At 58.9% G+C, this 18,685-nt stretch carries 19 protein-coding genes; 5 read left to right on the top strand and 14 right to left on the bottom strand.

Translation table 11 applies throughout. The annotated features are described in order from the left end of the window. Positions 1 to 4 precede the first annotated feature (4 nt). Positions 5 to 1,618, bottom strand: a complete 1,614-nt coding sequence (locus tag KUD11_RS04190) for a hypothetical protein (protein WP_109386331.1) — start codon at positions 1,616 to 1,618, stop codon at positions 5 to 7. Positions 1,619 to 2,115: 497 nt separating this feature from the next. Between KUD11_RS04190 and KUD11_RS04195 the strand changes: the two genes are divergently transcribed. Continuing rightward, positions 2,116 to 2,820: a VIT1/CCC1 transporter family protein gene (locus KUD11_RS04195; RefSeq protein ID WP_109388251.1), complete on the top strand. Its 705-nt coding sequence runs from the start codon at positions 2,116 to 2,118 to the stop codon at positions 2,818 to 2,820. 43 nt (positions 2,821 to 2,863) lie between these two features. Here the strand turns inward: KUD11_RS04195 and KUD11_RS04200 are convergent, their stop codons facing one another. Further along, on the bottom strand, positions 2,864 to 4,033 hold the full coding sequence (locus KUD11_RS04200; RefSeq protein WP_181375310.1) for an aminotransferase class V-fold PLP-dependent enzyme: 1,170 nt from the start codon (positions 4,031 to 4,033) through the stop codon (positions 2,864 to 2,866). Between the two features lie 433 nt (positions 4,034 to 4,466). Here KUD11_RS04200 and KUD11_RS04205 point away from each other — a divergent pair, with 433 nt between their 5' ends. Next, positions 4,467 to 5,321 (top strand): hypothetical protein, encoded by an 855-nt coding sequence (locus KUD11_RS04205; protein WP_146190854.1) that lies wholly within the window; start codon positions 4,467 to 4,469, stop codon positions 5,319 to 5,321. A gap of 207 nt (positions 5,322 to 5,528) precedes the next feature. Here KUD11_RS04205 and ald read toward each other — a convergent pair whose 3' ends face one another. Then, positions 5,529 to 6,647 (bottom strand): alanine dehydrogenase, encoded by a 1,119-nt coding sequence (ald, locus tag KUD11_RS04210; RefSeq protein ID WP_109386325.1) that lies wholly within the window; start codon positions 6,645 to 6,647, stop codon positions 5,529 to 5,531. Positions 6,648 to 6,783: 136 nt separating this feature from the next. Here ald and KUD11_RS04215 point away from each other — a divergent pair, with 136 nt between their 5' ends. From KUD11_RS04215 to KUD11_RS04225, 3 genes are all read left to right on the top strand, one after another. Beyond that, positions 6,784 to 7,242, top strand: a complete 459-nt coding sequence (locus KUD11_RS04215) for an Lrp/AsnC family transcriptional regulator (RefSeq protein WP_109386323.1) — start codon at positions 6,784 to 6,786, stop codon at positions 7,240 to 7,242. Between the two features lie 109 nt (positions 7,243 to 7,351). After that, complete coding sequence (locus tag KUD11_RS04220; protein WP_109386321.1) at positions 7,352 to 7,675, top strand: DMT family transporter; 324 nt, start codon at positions 7,352 to 7,354, stop codon at positions 7,673 to 7,675. A 77-nt stretch (positions 7,676 to 7,752) separates the two neighbouring features. Continuing rightward, positions 7,753 to 8,727, top strand: coding sequence for a quinone oxidoreductase family protein (locus tag KUD11_RS04225; protein WP_109386319.1), 975 nt, complete (start codon positions 7,753 to 7,755; stop codon positions 8,725 to 8,727). A gap of 15 nt (positions 8,728 to 8,742) precedes the next feature. On the opposite strand, the gene KUD11_RS04230 is transcribed toward KUD11_RS04225, so the two are convergent. From KUD11_RS04230 to rbfA, 11 genes are all read right to left on the bottom strand, one after another. Beyond that, positions 8,743 to 8,919, bottom strand: coding sequence for a hypothetical protein (locus tag KUD11_RS04230; RefSeq protein ID WP_181375309.1), 177 nt, complete (start codon positions 8,917 to 8,919; stop codon positions 8,743 to 8,745). Positions 8,920 to 8,959: 40 nt separating this feature from the next. Then, positions 8,960 to 9,835 (bottom strand): lysophospholipid acyltransferase family protein, encoded by an 876-nt coding sequence (locus tag KUD11_RS04235; RefSeq protein ID WP_109386317.1) that lies wholly within the window; start codon positions 9,833 to 9,835, stop codon positions 8,960 to 8,962. A gap of 101 nt (positions 9,836 to 9,936) precedes the next feature. Then, positions 9,937 to 11,094, bottom strand: a complete 1,158-nt coding sequence (locus tag KUD11_RS04240) for a Fic family protein (protein WP_109386315.1) — start codon at positions 11,092 to 11,094, stop codon at positions 9,937 to 9,939. A gap of 192 nt (positions 11,095 to 11,286) precedes the next feature. Further along, the gene (gene pnp / locus KUD11_RS04245) at positions 11,287 to 13,428 is read right to left on the bottom strand and encodes a polyribonucleotide nucleotidyltransferase (RefSeq protein ID WP_109386313.1); all 2,142 of its coding nucleotides are present in this window, start codon (positions 13,426 to 13,428) and stop codon (positions 11,287 to 11,289) included. Between the two features lie 191 nt (positions 13,429 to 13,619). After that, entirely contained in the window at positions 13,620 to 13,943 is a 324-nt protein-coding gene (locus KUD11_RS04250) for a P-II family nitrogen regulator (RefSeq protein WP_109386311.1), read from the bottom strand. 136 nt (positions 13,944 to 14,079) lie between these two features. Next, on the bottom strand, positions 14,080 to 14,349 hold the full coding sequence (gene rpsO, locus KUD11_RS04255) for a 30S ribosomal protein S15 (protein WP_109386309.1): 270 nt from the start codon (positions 14,347 to 14,349) through the stop codon (positions 14,080 to 14,082). Between the two features lie 177 nt (positions 14,350 to 14,526). After that, complete coding sequence (locus tag KUD11_RS04260; RefSeq protein ID WP_109386307.1) at positions 14,527 to 15,780, bottom strand: calcium-binding protein; 1,254 nt, start codon at positions 15,778 to 15,780, stop codon at positions 14,527 to 14,529. 105 nt (positions 15,781 to 15,885) lie between these two features. Continuing rightward, positions 15,886 to 16,407 (bottom strand): DUF1643 domain-containing protein, encoded by a 522-nt coding sequence (locus KUD11_RS04265; protein WP_109386305.1) that lies wholly within the window; start codon positions 16,405 to 16,407, stop codon positions 15,886 to 15,888. Next, the gene (gene truB, locus KUD11_RS04270; RefSeq protein WP_109386303.1) at positions 16,404 to 17,348 is read right to left on the bottom strand and encodes a tRNA pseudouridine(55) synthase TruB; all 945 of its coding nucleotides are present in this window, start codon (positions 17,346 to 17,348) and stop codon (positions 16,404 to 16,406) included. The genes KUD11_RS04265 and truB overlap by 4 nt, the downstream gene beginning before the upstream one ends. A 57-nt stretch (positions 17,349 to 17,405) precedes the next feature. Next, the gene (locus tag KUD11_RS04275) at positions 17,406 to 18,155 is read right to left on the bottom strand and encodes a phosphodiester glycosidase family protein (protein WP_109388249.1); all 750 of its coding nucleotides are present in this window, start codon (positions 18,153 to 18,155) and stop codon (positions 17,406 to 17,408) included. Between the two features lie 4 nt (positions 18,156 to 18,159). Then, complete coding sequence (gene rbfA, locus KUD11_RS04280; RefSeq protein ID WP_109386301.1) at positions 18,160 to 18,615, bottom strand: 30S ribosome-binding factor RbfA; 456 nt, start codon at positions 18,613 to 18,615, stop codon at positions 18,160 to 18,162. Positions 18,616 to 18,685 lie beyond the last annotated feature (70 nt).

The raw sequence follows: 18,685 nt of genomic DNA on the forward strand, positions 1-18,685 counted from the left end.
AACGTCAACTCATTCCCGTTTTTCGATGCGAAGGCATATGATCAATGATTGTCTGCTCGGTCTCGGCTTCCCAAAAATAATAGATTCGCAAGCAACGCTTGGGATCGCGAGAGTTTCCGTTAGTTTTTATGTGCCAATCGACGTTGTAGCGTCTGCCTTTCCAATCCGCCGGATAAGTGTCACCCCCACAAGATGCATTAATAATCCCATTCTCCACGGTGACATCGCGAAGCGAGCCTCCGCCGTTGACGCGCGTTTCGTGGTGTTCAGTCGCAAGCCAAGCGACAGAGCGGGCCACCAATTCAACGTTCTCGTACTCAGGCGACTTTAGCATGCGGCGCGCAGACGGCGTCAAAAGAACCCTGTCAGGATAGGTTTCATCGAGCCAATCAACAAAATCACCCCACTCCAAAGGCAATGGAGGCTCAGCAGGTGTTGTTTCACCGCCCTTGGCCAAGGCGTCCTGCAGCTGCCGGACCTTGAACAACAGCGCACGATTTTCTTGCTCGGCGGCCTGAGCGCGGGCCTCGGCGGCGTCGCTTAATTCAACGTAGCCGTCAATCTCAGAGTTCTTTTCCGTGACTTCGTTTTCCAAACTGTCGATCAGCGACTGTGCCGCTTCTAGCAACTCTGCGTCAGGCGCAGCTCGGTCGCTTTGGTCTTTGGCCTTAAAACGACGGCTGGTTGTTCGGACGCTGGAAAAATCCAAAACCTCTTTGCCAAGGCGTGTGGTGGAAATGCTGGTTTCAGCGGCAAGGTTCCGTAGCAACGCAGCGCAACTGTCTGCGACCGTTGCATCACGCAGATTTCCACCAAGGAACAAGCGATGACCATAAGGGTCATCTGTTGGGGAAAATCCTGGCATGTAGGCGCGGACACCTGCGCTAAATACAGAACGGTACTTCCCAAATCGTTTCGTCAGGACCCAAGTCTGTTCTTCCGGTATCCTCACAACACGCGCCATCCCCGCGACGGCTTTTGCCACCGACACATCGTCAATCAGTGGTGTGCTGCCTTGGCCCTGCGGCAGAACGACAACGAAAACAGGTAGGCGGCGTTCTGGGTCTTCCAGATGATCGCAAAGGTCTTCAGCATCGTTTTCAGTGTTGATGGTTCGCGGGATTTTCAAGATATCGCGCGATCCACGGATCAGGCCGGGTGCCTCAATCATCTGCAAGATCGTGCCGGGCACGTGAGGTTCAACCGAAAAGTCAGCCTCTGTGGTGCTGACAATCAAACGCAAGCTCAGATGAGGACGCTGTCCGACCCCGCCGCCGACGACCACCTCAGTTGACCAGATACGTCCTGCGACATTCTTGTCGGGGTCCTCGGCGCGCAATGCCCATAGGTCCATCGCGTCTGTGGAGATCCGCACGGCGGCACTGTTGCGCCCGCCAGCCATCAGGTCAAAATCGCAGTGATCCCACGCCTCTTTAGGCAATGCTGCGCCTGCGCGTCTGCTTGCCCATTGCAGAACAGCCACACGGGCGGCGTTAGAAGATGCGACAAAATCTTCGCCGTCCAGCTGGGCAGACACGCGCAGGATTTCGATGTTCCGCGCCGAGCGAGGCATCGTTCTTGCGAGGGGGGAGAGGGCATCGGCGAAGATGGTTGCCATGGGGTCACTTTCTAAGATGTTGTGATTCAATTTCAGATTGCACGAATGGCAACTGTCGGACAACCGCCCGAACTTGCCAAACTCCACTTACTGTGCATTTGCTGCCGTTCGTCTATAACGCAACATCTGGTATTTCGGGCTCGAACCTGCCCTTCGCTGCATCAGCAACAACCCCCCTCAAACCATCCCCTCAAGCGCCCGCACGGCCCGCAAAACCTCATCCTCGGTATTATAATATTCCGCACCATGCGCAGCATCACGGGCAGGTTCCGGCGCTCGGCGTCGATGCGGGTGGTGCCAGGCCCTGAGGTGCCGATCACATAGCCCTCAGCACGGACCCTTTCACTAAATCTGCATGCAGTAAGTCGTCCTTTCCCGCGCCAAGCCTCTATCACTGTTGCCCACGGCACATTGAGCAAGATACCCATTCCAAAGCATTTCGAACTATAGTCGGACCTCAAGTATGATTAGAAATGCTTTGGATTGAGGAACAGACCATGACACATCCCAGCACGCATCCTGGCCAGCCGCACTATATCAATCGGAGCGGTTGGTTGCGCGCCGCCGTCCTTGGGGCAAATGACGGCATTGTCTCGGTGTCCGCGCTGGTTGTTGGCGTCGCGGCCTCTGGCGCTGAGATCGGCGCCATTATGATAGCGGGTGTTGCAGGTCTGACAGCGGGGGCGATGTCCATGGCAGCGGGCGAATATGTGTCCGTCTCCTCCCAATCCGATATCGAACGGGCTGATATAAAGCGCGAAAAAATTGCGTTGGAGGAAATGCCGGAAGCAGAATTTGAGGAATTGGTCGAGATTTACCGCGAGCGCGGATTGAGCGAGGACACCGCGCAGACGGTGGCGCGCGAACTTAGTGAGAAAAACGCGTTGGCGGCCCATGTCAGAGATGAGCTGGGGCTTTCAGAAATGCACTCGGCAAACCCTCTCCAAGCTGCAATCACCTCCGCTCTCACCTTCAGCTTGGCCGCGGCAATCCCTGTATTGGGTGCGGCCTTCGCGCCTGTGTCTTTGACAATACCCGTTGTTTTGTTTGTCACAATTATTGCCCTTGCCGGCCTCGGCGCCCTTGGGGCCAAAGCCGGTGGCGCGCCCCTACTGCGTGCGGCCATCAGGGTCGTCGGCTGGGGTGTCTTGGCCATGAGCGTTACAGCCGGTGTCGGATGGGCCTTCGGGGTAAGCGTCTAACACAGGCCCGTTCTTTGCCAATCTTCACTGGCCGCACTCCCGCTCAAACCATCCCCTCAAGCGCCCGTACGGCCCCTATGACCTCCGCTTCGGTGTTAAAATAATGCGGTGCCATGCGCAGCATCACGGGCAGGTCCCGGCGCTCGGCGTCGATGCGGGTGTTGCCCGGCCCTGAGGTGCCGATCATGTAGCCCGCGTCGGCCATCTGGGCGGTCAATGCCTCTGCGTCGCCGCCCTCCACCGAAAAACTGACGATGCCGCACCGCTCGGCCCCCAGATCGCGCACCTCGACGCCGGGCACGGCGTCCAGCGCCCCTCGCGCGACCCCCGCCAAATCCTTCACACGCGCCTCAATCGCCTCAATCCCAATCGCATCGGCATAGTCAAACGCCGCCCCAAGCCCCGCGCGCAGGGCATAGGCGTTCTCCCAGGTCTCGAACCGCCGGGCGTCCGCGCGAAGCGCGTACCGGTCCCGCGCCACCCAAGGTGCGCCGTAGAAATCAATCATTGCGGGTTCAATCGTCTCCAGCCACTTTTCCGCGACATAGAGAAACCCGGTCCCGCGCGGGCCACGCAGAAACTTGCGCCCCGTGGCCGACAGGAAATCACAGCCAAGTACCGCCACGTCGATCTTGATCTGTCCCGCCGCCTGACAGGCATCCAGAAGATAGGGCACGCCATGCGCCCGAGCGATGCGTCCCACACCCTCAGCGGGGTTCACCAGGCCGCCATTGGTGGGCACCCATGTGATCGCGATCAGCCCCACATCCGGCCCCATCGCCGCCTCCAGCGCCCCAAGGTCCAGCGCGCCTGAGGCGTCCGAGGGGATCACCTCGATCACCAGCCCCTCACGCTTGGCGCGCTGCAACATGGCGACGTAATTGGCGGCATACTCCGCCTCGCAGGTCAGGATGCGCGCACCCGGCTCCAAAGGCAGCGCATAGAAGGCATGACACCACGCCACGGTCGCATTCTCCAGCAAGGCAATCTCATGCCGCTTGGCCCCGATATGACGCGCCGTGCTGTCATAGACCCGCTCCAACAGAGCGTCCTGTGCGGCATGCGCCTCATACCCGCCAATCCGCGCCTCAAGCTGGATATGCTCCACGATGGCATCCACCACGGGCTGCGGCATCAGCGCCGACCCACAGGCCAGCAGATGCACAGGACCCCCAATGCCGGGCGTCTCGCGCCGGATCCGCTCAATATCCATGATGTCTCTCCCTTTGGCCGCGATGCTAGGCGCGCAGGCAAAGGGGCGTCAATCGCTGGGTGGGGAAAAGGGGGAGGGTTTTGGTGGATGCAGTTCAGAGGGGAGCAGAGGGTGGATTGCGGACTTTCGCTGCGGGCCATACCAAGGGCAGCTATGCGCAGATAGCGACCTTTGCAAAGTTGGGCCGAACGATTACAGATCATACAAATTTCACGGGGGACCAATGCCAGAGTTTTGTAGCTTCCTTGTGTTTAGGCCCTGTGAAATTGATTTGATCCATTCAATTTGCGCCACTGCGAAATGGTCCACACGGGACATTCCTGACCCATCAATGCGATATGCCTTCTCCCAAAGAGGAGGTATCAGCGAACTATCCCAAGCTAGTGCGTTGAAGGACATTAGTGTCCGACGCGAAGGACAGCAAGGCGGAAGGTTGCTTCTGCTTGAGACAGGGCAAACCGAGGCTGACAATATTATCCAATTGGTCTGCGCAGCGAATGTCGTTCTTGAGGGGTTCCCGGTTATTAAAAACCCACCTACTTTCGGGTTCGAACTCTCTGACGACGAAGCAGATCGGGAAATAACCTTTGAGAACCTTTTTCGGAGAGATGTCCTCTTTCAATGGTTTACCTACCGTCATACGCTGCCAGTCGCGGTCGCCATCGCTGCTGAAGCTTGGCGGAACAAGAAGCTTGTCTATGCCATTCACAAGTTGGCACAGAGCTACGAAACCGAGTGCGTGACGCCGTGGTCAATGCACCCTCGCAATGGGCAAGTGTTTGAAAAACACACCGACGATTTTGCCTCGCACGTAGGAACGTCTGTGGCGATAAACCTTGCATATTCATCCATTGAGGAACTTGATCTTGGCGTGAAAGCGAGCGGTAAGATACCGCGATCAATTGGAGAAGGGACTTTCGTATGGAACCAGAAAGTTTTGGAGCCATTCAAGGCGCGTCTGCGAAATGCTGGGATTGATCCAGAAAGAACAATTGATTGGGTGACCCGTGGTGACCAATCAGAAGTGAAAGTATATGATATGTTCAACCAGCTTTCAGAATATTCGGATGGGGTTGAGGTACGAGATCGAAAGGTTTCATTACCGGATGCGATCAATTTTAGCGAGTTTTTGCGCAACAAAATGACCGCCCACGCTTTTTCTTCAGATACCCAGCGTCTCGGGCCTTATGAGGTCTACAACGTTCAGCAAGTCGCAAGATTTCTGATTTTGTCCAAGTGCAACCTTTGGAACACTCGGACCGAAGGACTTAGAAAACGCTACAACTAAGCTCTCAGGTAGAAGCCGGACGCTGCCAGACGCGACGATGGGCGTGTCCGCTTTGGGCTGGGAACGGTAGTTAGACCCCTTTAGCACAAAGGTCCGCTAAGGGCCGCAACCCGCACATTATCCCAAAAACCACCCCTCCCCGTCTACCCCGCTATAAAAACGGCAGCGGGTGCCGAGCCCTCGTCCGGCACCCGCTGCCCTAACTTTTCAGCCTTTCACAACCATTTGCGGCGAGATCACGTCGATCCCAAGGGCCTTGCCGACCGCATAATAGGCCAGCTGCCCCGCATGGACGTTCAGCCCTTCCAGAAGGTGCGGATCATCGGCGCAGGCCTGTTTCCAACCCTTATCGGCCAGCGCCAGCATGAAGGGCATCGTCGCGTTGCCCAAAGCGATGGTCGAGGTCCGGGCGACCGCGCCGGGCATGTTGGCCACACAGTAATGGATGATCCCGTCCACATCATAGATCGGGTCCTGATGCGTGGTGGCGCGCGAGGTCTCAAAACACCCGCCCTGATCAATCGCCACATCCACCAGAACCGAGCCGGGCTTCATCGCGCCAAGCTGTGCGCGGCTGATCAATGTGGGGGCCGCCGCACCGGGGATCAGCACCGCGCCAATCACCATATCCATGCGCGGCAAAAGCTCCTCCACAGCGCCCTTGTCCGAAAACTGCGTCGTGAGCCGCCCCATGAACACATCATCGAGATACGAGAGGCGCGGCACGGACCGGTCCAGCACGGTCACATTCGCGCCCATGCCCACGGCCACGCGGGCCGCCGCCGTGCCAACAACACCGCCGCCGATGATCGCCACATTCGCGGGTCGCACACCGGGCACGCCGCCCATCAACACGCCGCTGCCACCATTGGCCTTTTGCAGCGCCCAAGACCCACTTTGCGGCGCGAGCCGCCCGGCCACCTCCGACATAGGCGCCAGAAGGGGCAAGCCGCCATTGCGGTCCGTTACAGTTTCATAGGCAATCGCGGTGCAGCCCGAGGCGATCAGATCGCGGGTCTGCTCAGGGTCGGGGGCGAGGTGCAGATAGGTGAAGAGAAGCTGCCCCTCGCGCAGCATCTTGCGCTCGCCGGGCTGGGGTTCCTTGACCTTGACGATCATATCCGCGGTCGTAAAAATCTCCTCCGCAGTATCCGCAATAGCGGCCCCTGCGGCCTCGTAGTCGGCATCAGTAAATCCCGCGCCATTACCTGCCCCGGCCTGAATAAGAACGCTGTGGCCATGCGCCACTGCCTCCATCGCGGCATTGGGCGTCATACCGACGCGAAATTCCTGTGGCTTGATCTCGGTTGGGCATCCGATCTTCATCTGGGGTCTCCTCCTCCTGATATTTTCCGTTCTGCGCCGTTTGACGCGCAATTGGCTTGAAATATTGCGCGCCGAATGCTGTTCTAGCGCAAGTTTACACCGCTTAGTGGTCCAAATTGTGAAAGGTCTTGCAATAATGTCGCTAGATACGATTGATCGTCGTCTGCTCGCTGTACTGCAAAAGCGCGGACGGATTTCCAACGCCGATTTGGCTGAGGTGGTGAACCTCTCGGCCAGCGCGTGCCACCGCCGCGTGCAGCGGCTTGAGGCGGATGGCTATATCTCGGGCTATGTGGCGCTGCTCAACGCGCATAAACTGGGCGTGCCTGCCACGGTGTTCGTCGAGATCACCCTCGCCACCCAAGCCGACGGCGTGCTGGAGGCGTTTGAGAAGGCCGTAGCCCGCATCCCCGATGTGCTGGAATGTCACCTGACCGCAGGCACCGCTGACTACATCATGAAGATCGTGGCCGAAAATACCGAAGATTTCGCCCGTATCCACCGCCAATACCTGACCCGCCTGCCGGGCGTAGCAAAGATGCAAAGCAGTTTTGCTCTCAGGACCGTGTGCAAGACGACCGCGCTGCCGCTCTAACGCAGAGACGTTGACCTATGGTCACCTCGCGTCTATCTGAAACCAAGAGGGTTGCCCCTCGCGTCATCATCACACCGGGACAGCCCGGTATTGTAGAAAAGGCTGTCTCATGGCTTGGATGTATCTGATTATCGCGGGTCTTCTGGAAATCGTCTGGGCGTTTTTCATGAAGAAATCCATGGGCTTCACCCTCCTGGTGCCCAGCATCATCACAATCGTCACGATGGTGATCAGCTTTGGCCTTCTGTCGCTTGCGATGCGGACCCTGCCGCTTGGCACGGCCTATGCGGTCTGGGTCGGGATTGGCGCGTTCGGCGCATTTGTTCTGGGCGTGGTCCTGCTGGGCGAAGCACTCACCCCGATGCGCGTTGCGGCGGCAGGGCTGATTGTCATGGGCATCATCTTGATGAAAGTCTCAAGCATGACAGAATAGGCGGGGAGGGCTGCGTCTCTTCGCAAATTGAAAAGCCCCAATGTATCCACTGGGCAGACATTCCAAAAGGACCTGACATGGCACTCACCGCAATCATCGAAGCCTATGGCGGACCAGAGCAATTCAAACTGGTGGAGCGCGATGTGGGCGCGCCCGCAGCCGGTGAGGTGCGGATCGCGCACAAAGCGGTCGGCCTGAACTTCATTGACGTCTACCAGCGCACAGGCCTTTACCCACTGAACCTGCCCCATGCGATGGGTATGGAGGCGGCGGGGGTGATCGACGCCGTGGGTGAGGGTGTTACGCATCTGAAGGTCGGGGATCGCGCGGCTTACGCGTCCCAACCGCCCGGTGCCTATTCAGAGGCGCGCGTCATGCCTGCCGCTCAAGTCTGTCCGCTGCCAGATGGGATTTCCTTTGAGGAAGGGGCCGCGATGATGCTTAAGGGCATGACGGTCGAGTATCTCTTCCACCGCACAACGCCCCTGAAACGCGGCGATACGGTCCTGTTTCATGCCGCAGCGGGCGGCGTGGGTCTGCTGGCCTGCCAATGGGCCCGCGCGCAAGGAATCACGCTGATCGGCACCGCCGGAACGGATGCGAAATGTCAGCTCGCCCTCGATCATGGTGCCACACATTGCCTCAATTACCGCGAGGAAGATTGGTCGGCGCAGGCGCGCGACCTGACCGGCGGTGCAGGCGTCGACGCGGTGATGGACGCGGTGGGCAAGGACACGTTTGACGGCTCGCTCAATGCGTTGAAGCCGCTGGGCATGATGATTTCTTTTGGCGCAGCCTCAGGCCCTGTGCCACCCATTGATGTGGGTATTTTGGGCAAAAAAGGCTCGCTCAAGCTCACCCGCCCCACGCTTTTCACCCATATCGGCGATCACGCAACCTGTCAGGCGATGGCGCGGCATCTGGGCGAAAAGGTGTTATCGGGGGATGTGAAAATCAATATCGGCCAAAGATTCGATCTGCGCGATGTGGCCAAGGCGCATGAGGCGCTGGAAGCGCGTCAGACAACGGGCAGCACGATATTGGAAATCTAGCGCACCCCGCGCGGGTCATTTCTTGTCGCGGGCCGCTTTTTCTTCCTTTGTCAGCTTATTTTGCCAGACATTCTTGCTCAGCCCAAGTTCGGGCGCGAGGGGCTTTGTCTTGCCTTTGCTGACTTTGCCGCCCTTGTTCAGGAAGTCCTGAATAAGAGCCTCATCCGTGGTGGGTTTGGGGACTTTTTTCATAGCTCAAAGCCTAACTCCTGCGCGACAGTCAGGCAAGCCATCACGTACCGTCCCACCGTTTGAGCATCCAATACCATTGATCTGGATGCGCGAGGATACGCGCCGAAAGGCTGTCATTGAAAGCGCGGGTCATGGTGATCGCATCCGAGGGCGCAATAGGCGCCTCAAATTCCACATCGAAACTGTGCCCATCGCCGGTGCGAATTCCATAGGCAGGGATCATCGGCAAGTCGTATTTCAACGCAAGCTGGGCCGCCGAGAGAGAGGTGAGCGCATCCACCCCACAAAACGGTATCGGCACGCCTTCGGCATATTTTTCATCCAGCAGGATCGACACGATCCCACCCCCGCGCAGATGCCGCACCAGCGCCTTGGTCCCCACACGCCCCGTGGCCAGAATGGGCATACCCCCCGCCTCAATCCCTGCGCGCAGACGGCGCTCATAGTGGCGGTTCTTGTTGGGGCGATAGACGGCACCGCTCTCCATCCCGTGCATCTTGATCACGGCGCGCACGGCCTCCCATTGCCCGAAATGGCCCGAGACGATGATCGCGCCGCGCCCGGCCATATGCGCCTCTTTCAGCGCATCAAGACCGGGGCCAGACGCGCTGAATTTATGGTGCTGGGTGGCAAACTCCCCGCCATGATAAATCTCAAACAGGGTCTGGCCCATATTGCGGCCCATAGCACGGCCCATCTGCGCCCGCGCACTGCGCTTCATGTCGGGGAACACGCGCCGCGCCTCACGATCAAACTTGCGGCCCGCAGGCGGAAACCACCGCATCACGGCCTCCAATGTCGCGCCAAGCCCGCGCGAGCGTACATCGAACGCATGCCACCGAAACGCCGTCAGCGCCGACCACAAAGGCAGGTATCGGGCATGGCTGAGAACCGATTTGAAAGGGCGGGAGAACATGGCCCCGTATGATCGGGTTTGGCCAAAAGGCCAAATGGAAAACGCGGTAGGATGGGCTTACGATCCCAAAGAACCATTCAGGCAATCATGCCTTCTTGGGGTTAGCGCGGCTCCTGAACAATCTTCAGCAGCGATGGGAAAGCATAAAGACCGGGCGCGCGTCCAGCAGGCGGCTCAAGTACTGTAATCAGCCCTGCCTCCTGCAATTTGCGGGTAAATGTATGTGCCGTTGGCTTTGGAATCCCAGCGTTTCTCGTAAACCGGTTGTTTCTGAATATGGGGTTTGCAAAAATAAAATCCAAAGCGTTTACAGACCATTGAGAGCGCAGCACGTCACGAAACTGCTCACGCATGTGGTCGTAATGTGCCTGTATGCTACCCACCATCGCAAGGTTTTCATTCGCCTGAGAGCCGAGCGCCTCAAGGAAAAAGTGGCACCAGCTCGTCCAATCATTCTCGGACGAAACCGCCCGCATACGAGCGATATATTCGTCCTTGTGACGCTCAAAATAGTCACTGACAAAAAACCGTGGGGCGCTGAGAACATCTTGCTGCCACAACATCAACGTGATCAACATTCGCCCCACCCGCCCATTGCCATCCTCAAACGGATGTAATGCCTCAAATTCTGCGTGGGCAATGGCGGTTTTCAGGAGCGGCATCATATCACTGTCAGTAATGAACCCGACAAGAGAATTCATTGCGTCAGGCAGATCATGCGCGTTGATCGGAATGAACTTGATTTTTCTTTGCGGTCGGTCGCCAACATAGTTCTGGTCCAGTTTATACTGTCCCGGTCGCTTTTCCGCGCCACGGCCATGGCTCAGCAGAACCCGGTGGGCCGATTTAATTAAATGCTCTGATATTTTGTAACCATCAGCGATCTGCTTCTCCGCCTGACGCAGGGCGCGGGCGTAAAGCGCGACTTCCAAAGTATCGTTTCGCTGGATTGGTGCGGGCGTGTCTTCGTCCGCATCAGCCTCAAGGCGCAGGACCTCTTCAATTGTGGAAATCGTGCCTTCCATCCGCGATGAAACAACTGCATCACGGGCCCGCAATGGGGCAAGCAATAGCTCGCTATTCGGAAGCTGTCTGAGCAACGTGTCGTATTTGGTAAGCGACATTAACGCTGCGGCAAATGGCTTTTGCAAGAGGTTGAGGTCAGGGGCAGGGGGTGGAAATACTCCATAGTGGTAGTCCACAGCCTCAGAACTGTCATATGTTGTGTTGTGTATAAGAATTTCAGTTTTACCGACCATAGAGCTTCTTATAGCCTCAAAGATATACACAAACAATATTGATTATAAGATTACCCATTTTAGTATACTCAAAAATAATTGTGTTTAGGATCAACATCTCATCGGGTTTTGTATCTGCAATTCAGCAAACCACCTAACACAAAAGGCCCCGCGCGTCTCCGCCGGGGCCTTTTCCAATCTTAAATCTGACGATCAATCGTCAGCTTTTTCTTTCGCCTCGGGCGCGACTTCTTCGCCCGTTTCCTGATCGACCACTTTCATCGACAGGCGCACTTTGCCGCGATCATCGAAGCCAAGCAGTTTGACCTTCACTTCCTGGCCCTCTTTGAGGACATCGGACGGATGGTTCAAACGGCGGTTCTCGATCTGGCTGACATGCACAAGGCCGTCCCGCTTGCCGAAGAAGTTCACGAAGGCGCCGAAATCGACGATCTTCACAACAGTCCCGGTATAGACCTGACCCTCTTCCGGCTCGGCCACGATCGAATGGATCATGTCGTAAGCCTTCTTGATGGCCTCGCCATTGGGCGATGCGATCTTGATGATACCTTCGTCGTTGATATCGACCTTGGCACCGGAGACCTCAACGATCTCGCGGATCACCTTGCCGCCCGAGCCGATCACTTCGCGGATTTTATCCGTTGGGATCTGCATGGTCTCAATACGCGGTGCGTGGATCGAGAAATCCTGCGCGCCGGTCAGGGCTTTGTTCATCTCGCCAAGGATATGCAGCCGGCCTTCTTTGGCCTGCGCCAACGCCTTTTGCATTATCTCGGGCGTGATGCCAGCGATCTTGATGTCCATCTGGAGCGATGTGATGCCATTCTCGGTCCCGGCCACTTTGAAATCCATGTCGCCGAGGTGATCCTCGTCGCCGAGAATATCCGTCAGAACCGCGTAGGAGCCGTCATCCTCAAGGATCAGACCCATCGCAACACCGGCCACAGCCGTTTTCAGCGGAACACCCGCATCCATCATGGCCAAGGAGCCACCACAAACCGACGCCATTGAGCTGGAGCCGTTCGATTCGGTGATCTCAGAGACAAGACGGATCGTATAAGGGAAGTCCGTCGCAGCAGGCAGCACAGCTTGCAATGCGCGCCATGCCAGCTTGCCGTGACCAATCTCACGACGGCCGGGAGGGCCCACGCGACCCGCTTCGCCCACCGAATAGGGGGGGAAGTTGTAATGCAGCAGGAAGTTCGACTTATACATACCCTGAAGGCTGTCGATCATCTGCTCATCATCGCCGGTGCCCAGCGTAGTGACCACAAGGCTCTGCGTCTCACCGCGCGTAAACAGCGCCGAGCCATGCGTGCGGGGCAAAAGACCCGTCTGGCTGACGATATCGCGCACCTTGTCCAGCGCACGCCCGTCGATCCGTTTGCCGGTTTTCACGACATCGCCGCGCAGAACCGCGCCTTCGAGCTTTTTGAGGGCCGAACCAAGGTTGGCATCCTCAAGCTGCTCCTCAGTCAGAGCGTCCTTGATGGCGGCTTTGGCATCCGAGACGGCTGTGGTCCGCTCTTGCTTGTCGGTGATCGCATAGGCGGCGCGGATCTTATCCTCGCCCGCTGCTTTGACGGCCGCGTAAAGATCGGAATAGTCAGGCGCTTGGAAATCAAACGGCTCTTTCGCGCAATCCTCGGCCAGATCAATGATCAGGTCGATCACCGGCTGGATCTGCTCATGCGCGAAGTTCACAGCACCCAGCATCTCTTCCTCGGTCAGCTCATAGGCTTCCGATTCCACCATCATCACGGCATCTTTGGTGCCCGCCACAACCAGATCAAGGCGCTGATCAGGGTTGTTTTTCAGCTCATGCATGTCGTCAATCGTGGGGTTCAGGATGTAGTCACCATCCTCATAGCCCACGCGGCACGATGCAATCGGCCCGCGGAATGGCGCGCCCGAAATCGTGAGCGCAGCGGAGGCCGCGATCATCGCAACCATGTCCGGGTCATTCACGAGGTCATGCGAAAGCACGGTGCACATCACCAGCGTTTCGTTCTTGAAACCGGGGACAAAGAGGGGCCGGATAGGACGGTCAATCAGACGCGCGGTCAGCGTCTCTTTTTCCGTCGGGCGCGCCTCGCGCTTGAAAAAGCCACCGGGCACTTTGCCGGCCGCATAGTATTTTTCTTGGTAATGGACCGTCAGCGGGAAGAAATCCATTCCCGGTTTTGGCGACTTTGCGAAGGTCACGTTGGCCATGACCGACGTTTCCCCCAATGTAGCGATGACCGAGCCATCCGCCTGGCGGGCAACCTTGCCCGTTTCGAGTGTCAGCGTTTCTTCGCCCCACTCAATTGATTTTTTCACTTCGTTGAACATCTATCGTTTCCTGTATGGGGGCGCTCCCGGCGTTCCGGGTCCCCCGTTTGAATGGCGGCCCCATTGCCGCCGACCCCATTATCATATTCCGTGCGCCGGGGTCGGGGCGCACCGTCTCAGATGGCCGGGCCATACAGCAGATTACGTTGAAAGAAAAGCGAAAGCCGGAAAGGGCCCTTGCGGCCCAGACCTCAGATCAGGCTGAACTTCTCCGGGCGCAGGATCTCGACCGTCTCAACATAGGCGACACCGGCGTAATTGGTAAAATACTTGGCCACGACATCATCGGTGATCGCCTCGGCCACGTCATGATTGGCGACGATGGCCTCGATCTTCACATTCTGCGAAATGCCGCCCGCCACCTGCGCGCGCCCGCTACCGCGCTTGCCACGGCTGCCTTTGCCGCCCGCCTCCACGAAAGTATACCCCGTGCCGCCGCGCGCCTCAATGATGGTAGCGACCCCCTCAAGGATGCTGCGCTCGGTGATGATGACGACTTTGGTCGCTGTGTGCATGATCTGTCCTCCCCCTGTTGCTGCTAAAGATGGATGGCGCCGCATCCATGCGCAAGGGGAGCATGCCGATACCCCGGACAAGAAAACGCCCGCTCGAAACCGAACGGGCGCTCAAATGTCGTGAAAGGCGCGCGCGTTAGCGGCGAATACCCAGACGTGTGATAAGGTCTTTGTAACGGGCCTCATCTTTGGACCGGACGTAATCCAGAAGCTTGCGGCGCAGTGCGACCATTTTCAGAAGGCCACGGCGACCGTGATTGTCCTTCTTGTGGGTCTTGAAGTGCTCTGTCAGCGTGCTGATCCGCGAGGTGAGGATAGCAACCTGAACTTCGGGCGAACCTGTGTCGCCTTCCTTGGTTGCAAACTCTTTCATCACGCGGTCTTTTTCTTCGGCGGTAATCGACATCGGGTTCTCCTTTGGGTCAAGGGTTTGGGGCGCAAGCCGGGATGTCGTCCAGCAAGGTCCGTGGAGGTATCCATCCAAGGCAAGCCCCGGAAGAATGCGGGCAGGTAACCCGTTTTTCTGCCGAAGGAAAGCAAAATCCATGCGCGCCCGCGCCGCCGCCCAAGCCCCCACCCATGATCAGAGCATCGCGCCCTGCGGCAACGCGCTCTGTCCGACAAGCGTCAGATGCCCAACATTCAGCCCCTCCGAGGTGTTCACCTCGGCAATCCTCGTGCCATTGAGCAGGACATGCTGGATCGAGCCATTCTCGGCATCGGGTTCCAGAGCGACCTCAGGCTCTTCCTCAAGGCTGTCGTCAAAGAGAATCAGCAGGCTGTCCTCCGCCGGGTCAAAATCCAACACCTGCGCCTGATGCGCGGCAGAAAGCCAATTGCCAAGGATCACCGTATCGGCCCCATCGCCCAGCGTCACGATATCATGCGCGCCAGCGGTGATCACATCATCACCCGAGCCACCATTGAGGAAATCGCCCTCGTCCATATCGTCCCAGCCATCCGTCTCGTCATCATCCTCAAGACCCGAAAGCGTATCATTGCCCCAGCCGCCAAAAAGCGTATCTGCGCCAAGGCCGCCGCGCAGGCTGTCATCGCCCAGATAGCCGCTGACCGCATCATCGCCATCGCCGCCCAAGACCAGATCATCGCCAATGCTGCCGGTCAGCGTGTCGTCGCCCGCACCGCCCATGACCGTGTCGTCGCCATTTTCGCCATAGGCGAGGTCATCACCGTCACCGCCATTGATCCAGTCGCCATCTCCCCCGCCCCAGAGGCTGTCATCGCCTGCACCGCCCTCAAGCGTGTCGAGGTCCAGCCTGCCGTAAAGCTCATCATCACCCGCTTTGCCGGACAGGCTATCATCCCCCGCGCCGCCATTGATCAGGTCCACACCATCGGTGCCGACAATCTCTTCGCCCGCATTGGTGCCCAGCAGGATGTTTTCCAGCGGGGCGGTCTCATCACTGGCCGTATCTGGCGTCTCTTCGGGATCGGCCGGGGCCTCAGTATCATCGACTTCAAGGGGATCATCTTCAGGGCCGTCCGCCGCGAGCAGTGCATCAATCAGGCTTGCATCTTCTGCCTCGGCCACACCCTTATCCCCAAGCCATAGGTCAAGCGTATCGGCGGGGTCGTTGCCCACAGCCGCATCGTCTTCTTGCTCAGGCCCTTCGGCCTCACCCCCTGCATCAGGTTCGGGATCAGCACCAGGCCCAATGAGGTCCAGAATGGAGCCGGTGCTTTCGCCGTCTTCAACACCCTCTTGTCCGGTTGCCATTTCCTCGGCATCCGTTTCCTCATCATCGTCCGCCCCGATCCCGATGAATGCAGACGCGCCAAGCGCCATCATGCCCATAAGGCCTGCCAGAAGTAACATATCATGAACCCACTCTTACCCGTTCTCAAGGTGCCCGCGCGGCCCAGATCGGTCAACGCAGCACTATGAGCATGGTTAACGTGCTCGGACCGGCAGCGGCGATGATCAGAGGGTGGGAAGGTCCGCCCAAGGCTCGGGCTGCCGCGCATAGGCGATATAGAGCGGATGTTTGGGATGCCCGTCTTTTGAAAGCCCAAGATGGTAAACCGGACGGCCCAAACCCTGAAGCATCCGGGCCACTTCGGGGCCACGCCCACGATGCGCACCATGGGTGCCCCAAGCCGCGATGATTCGATCCGCCCAATCACAGCTTTCGCGGAGCGCCGCATCATTGTCCGGCCCCACGGGATCGGCGGCAGCGCGCATCCCCTTTGGGTCGGTGTCGCGCCACGCAAAGATGTTGGTCACGCGAAAGCCCCCAAAGCCAAGCGTCCGCGCCCGCCGCTCACAGCGCTCCACGGTAGGGTCGTTCTGCACCTCGGTCGCGGTGGAGGGGTTGAGCATGATAAAAAGCGCTTTCTCGCCGCTGGGCTCCCACACGCGGGTCAGCGTATAACGATACCGCTCGCAATCGGAATAGACCGCTGTGGAGGGCGCGTCACCCTTGAGATGAGTGCGCTCGATCATTGCCCTGTGGGGGCGTCCGGCGCAGGCCCGCCTTGCGGCAGCGCAAAGACCCGGCTGGGGTGCAGCGCCCCGGATTTGTAGATCCCCACCGCCACGGCGCGCCCGTCATGTGATGCCCAAGCCTCATCGCCATATTCCGCATCGCCGGGATAGACCATGCCGGGATTGCCGTTGCGCAGCTTCACCGCGCCCTCGGGGGTGCAGCGCAGCTCTGGCAGGTCCGACAGACCCACCTCCAGCGGCAAAAGATGCGCATCAAGCGCGGGGTCCTGCGCCAGCGCCTCCACTTGCGCCAGCGTGATCGCGTCCTCCACATCGAACGGCCCGGACCACATCCGCCGCAGCCATGTCACATGGCCATAACAGCCCAGCTGCGCACCCAGATCCCGCGCAACGCTGCGCACATAGCCACCCTTGCCGCAGGTCATCTCAAGCACGGCGCTGTCGGAATCGGGCCGCTCGTCCAAGAGCAGTTCCTCAACCCAGAGGGGCCGTGCGGCGATCTCCATCTCCTCGCCGTCGCGGGCGCGCTTGTAAGCTCGCTCCCCGTCGATCTTCACGGCGGAAAATTGCGGCGGGACCTGCATGATGTCGCCGACAAAGCCGCTGAGCGCCTCTTTGATGTCGTCATCGCTGGGGCGCGCATCGCTGCGCTGGATCACTTCGCCCTCGGCATCGTCGGTATTTGTGGCCGCGCCAAACTGCACGGCAAAGCGGTAGGCCTTCAGCGCGTCCGTCACGAATGGCACGGTCTTCGTGGCCTCGCCCAGCGCAATGGCCAGAACCCCCGTTGCATCCGGGTCGAGCGTGCCCGCATGGCCCGCCTTCTTGGCCTGCAACGCCCAGCGCACCTTGTTGACCACCGCCGTGGAGGTCAGCCCCGCAGGCTTGTCTACGACGAGCCATCCGGAAATATCGCGCCCCTTGCGTTTGCGTGCCATGCCGCACCCCTTGCTATACAGATAAGAGATGCGGGCTAGCCCAGCCCCGGACCCCTGTCAATCAATCGCGGGTGCGGCCACAGGGCTCACGAGCCCCACAATCGGCCCGAGCGGGAAGCCACGATCATGCCGCCCAAGCCCAGGCGCATAGAGCCGAGAGATATTGCCGTCGAAATAAAGCGCCTGAGGCAAGGCCAGATGATCGCGGAAGAGCCGCCCAAAGGCATGGAAATTCACCGGCTGGTTGGAAATCGCAAAGATGGCGCTGCGTCCATCCGCGCTCGTGCCCACGCCGTTGCGGATATACATGCTGTCGCTGCCTTCCAAGAACCGCGGATGCAGCGCGCCGTCGATCACCAACATTGGTCCCGATTGCGTGGCGTCGCGGCAGTCAGGGGCCTCGGCCACATAACGCCCCGTCTCGATCACATCGGCGCGCCCCGACCGTAGGCAAAACACCCCGTTGGGCAAGAGCCCGAAATTGCCGGGTCCCTCAGAGGTGATGACGCGCTGCGCCTCGGCACTATCCTCAATATAAAGCCCGACAGGCGCGCGGTCCGCATGATACATGCCCGCATTCATCGCAAAGCCAAGCGCGGCACCCGCAGGCTCCAAAAGCCCGTCCACAGCGGCAAAACTACCCAGCAACTCATCCGCATCATCGTTGAGAAAAAGCCTCAGATCGGCCCTGGTCGTATCGACCTCGCAAACGGTGTAACTGGTCCCGTCAAAGCTCAGATCGCGGCACGGCTCCGTCGCCGCCGCCATCCCGGCCAAGGGAATGAGTAAGGCCGCAAACCAACGCATGGCCCTAGCCACCACCTTGGTCAGCATCACTTTGGGCACTACTGTCTTGGTCACCATCATCTTGACCCTCGTCCAGATCGCGTTGCACCGCATCCTGATTGAAGAGACGCCGCGTCTCGTCCATCTGATCAAACGTGGTATCCAAACGGAACCGCAGGTCAGGCGCGTATTTCAGCGCCAGCTTCTTGCCGATCATGCGGCGCAACTCGCCCTTGTTACGCGCCAGAAGGGCCACGATCTCATCGCGCCCCTCACCGCCCAAAGGCAGCACATAGGCTGTCGCGATCTTCAGATCCGGTGAGGTGCGCACCTCACCCACCGTCACCGACATGCGGTTCAGCTCCGGGTCATGCACATCGCCCCTCGCCAGCACCTCGGAAAGCGATCGTCGGATAAGCTCGCCCACGCGCAGCTGACGCTGCGAGGGTCCGGGGCCGTCATGAAACTTGTTCTTTGCCATGCAGGAGCATCTAAGCCCTCGCCCGCCCTTTGCCAAGCGCCGCGTCGCAGGCTAAGACATCCCGGCAACG

This window comes from Roseovarius carneus, from assembly GCF_020141465.1.
In the GTDB taxonomy this organism is placed as follows: domain Bacteria; phylum Pseudomonadota; class Alphaproteobacteria; order Rhodobacterales; family Rhodobacteraceae; genus Roseovarius; species Roseovarius carneus.

Coding starts and splice junctions, on each gene's coding strand:
- KUD11_RS04195 (WP_109388251.1), top strand. CDS start 2,116: ATGACACATCCCAGCACGCATCCTGGCCAGCCGCACTATATCAATCGG.
- KUD11_RS04235 (WP_109386317.1), bottom strand. CDS start 9,835: ATGTTCTCCCGCCCTTTCAAATCGGTTCTCAGCCATGCCCGATACCTG.
- KUD11_RS04260 (WP_109386307.1), bottom strand. CDS start 15,780: ATGTTACTTCTGGCAGGCCTTATGGGCATGATGGCGCTTGGCGCGTCT.
- pnp (WP_109386313.1), bottom strand. CDS start 13,428: ATGTTCAACGAAGTGAAAAAATCAATTGAGTGGGGCGAAGAAACGCTG.
- KUD11_RS04200 (WP_181375310.1), bottom strand. CDS start 4,033: ATGGATATTGAGCGGATCCGGCGCGAGACGCCCGGCATTGGGGGTCCT.
- KUD11_RS04225 (WP_109386319.1), top strand. CDS start 7,753: ATGGCACTCACCGCAATCATCGAAGCCTATGGCGGACCAGAGCAATTC.
- KUD11_RS04190 (WP_109386331.1), bottom strand. CDS start 1,618: ATGGCAACCATCTTCGCCGATGCCCTCTCCCCCCTCGCAAGAACGATG.
- ald (WP_109386325.1), bottom strand. CDS start 6,647: ATGAAGATCGGATGCCCAACCGAGATCAAGCCACAGGAATTTCGCGTC.
- rbfA (WP_109386301.1), bottom strand. CDS start 18,615: ATGGCAAAGAACAAGTTTCATGACGGCCCCGGACCCTCGCAGCGTCAG.
- KUD11_RS04220 (WP_109386321.1), top strand. CDS start 7,352: ATGGCTTGGATGTATCTGATTATCGCGGGTCTTCTGGAAATCGTCTGG.
- KUD11_RS04265 (WP_109386305.1), bottom strand. CDS start 16,407: ATGATCGAGCGCACTCATCTCAAGGGTGACGCGCCCTCCACAGCGGTC.
- KUD11_RS04230 (WP_181375309.1), bottom strand. CDS start 8,919: ATGAAAAAAGTCCCCAAACCCACCACGGATGAGGCTCTTATTCAGGAC.
- KUD11_RS04240 (WP_109386315.1), bottom strand. CDS start 11,094: ATGGTCGGTAAAACTGAAATTCTTATACACAACACAACATATGACAGT.
- truB (WP_109386303.1), bottom strand. CDS start 17,348: ATGGCACGCAAACGCAAGGGGCGCGATATTTCCGGATGGCTCGTCGTA.
- KUD11_RS04215 (WP_109386323.1), top strand. CDS start 6,784: ATGTCGCTAGATACGATTGATCGTCGTCTGCTCGCTGTACTGCAAAAG.
- rpsO (WP_109386309.1), bottom strand. CDS start 14,349: ATGTCGATTACCGCCGAAGAAAAAGACCGCGTGATGAAAGAGTTTGCA.
- KUD11_RS04275 (WP_109388249.1), bottom strand. CDS start 18,155: ATGCGTTGGTTTGCGGCCTTACTCATTCCCTTGGCCGGGATGGCGGCG.
- KUD11_RS04250 (WP_109386311.1), bottom strand. CDS start 13,943: ATGCACACAGCGACCAAAGTCGTCATCATCACCGAGCGCAGCATCCTT.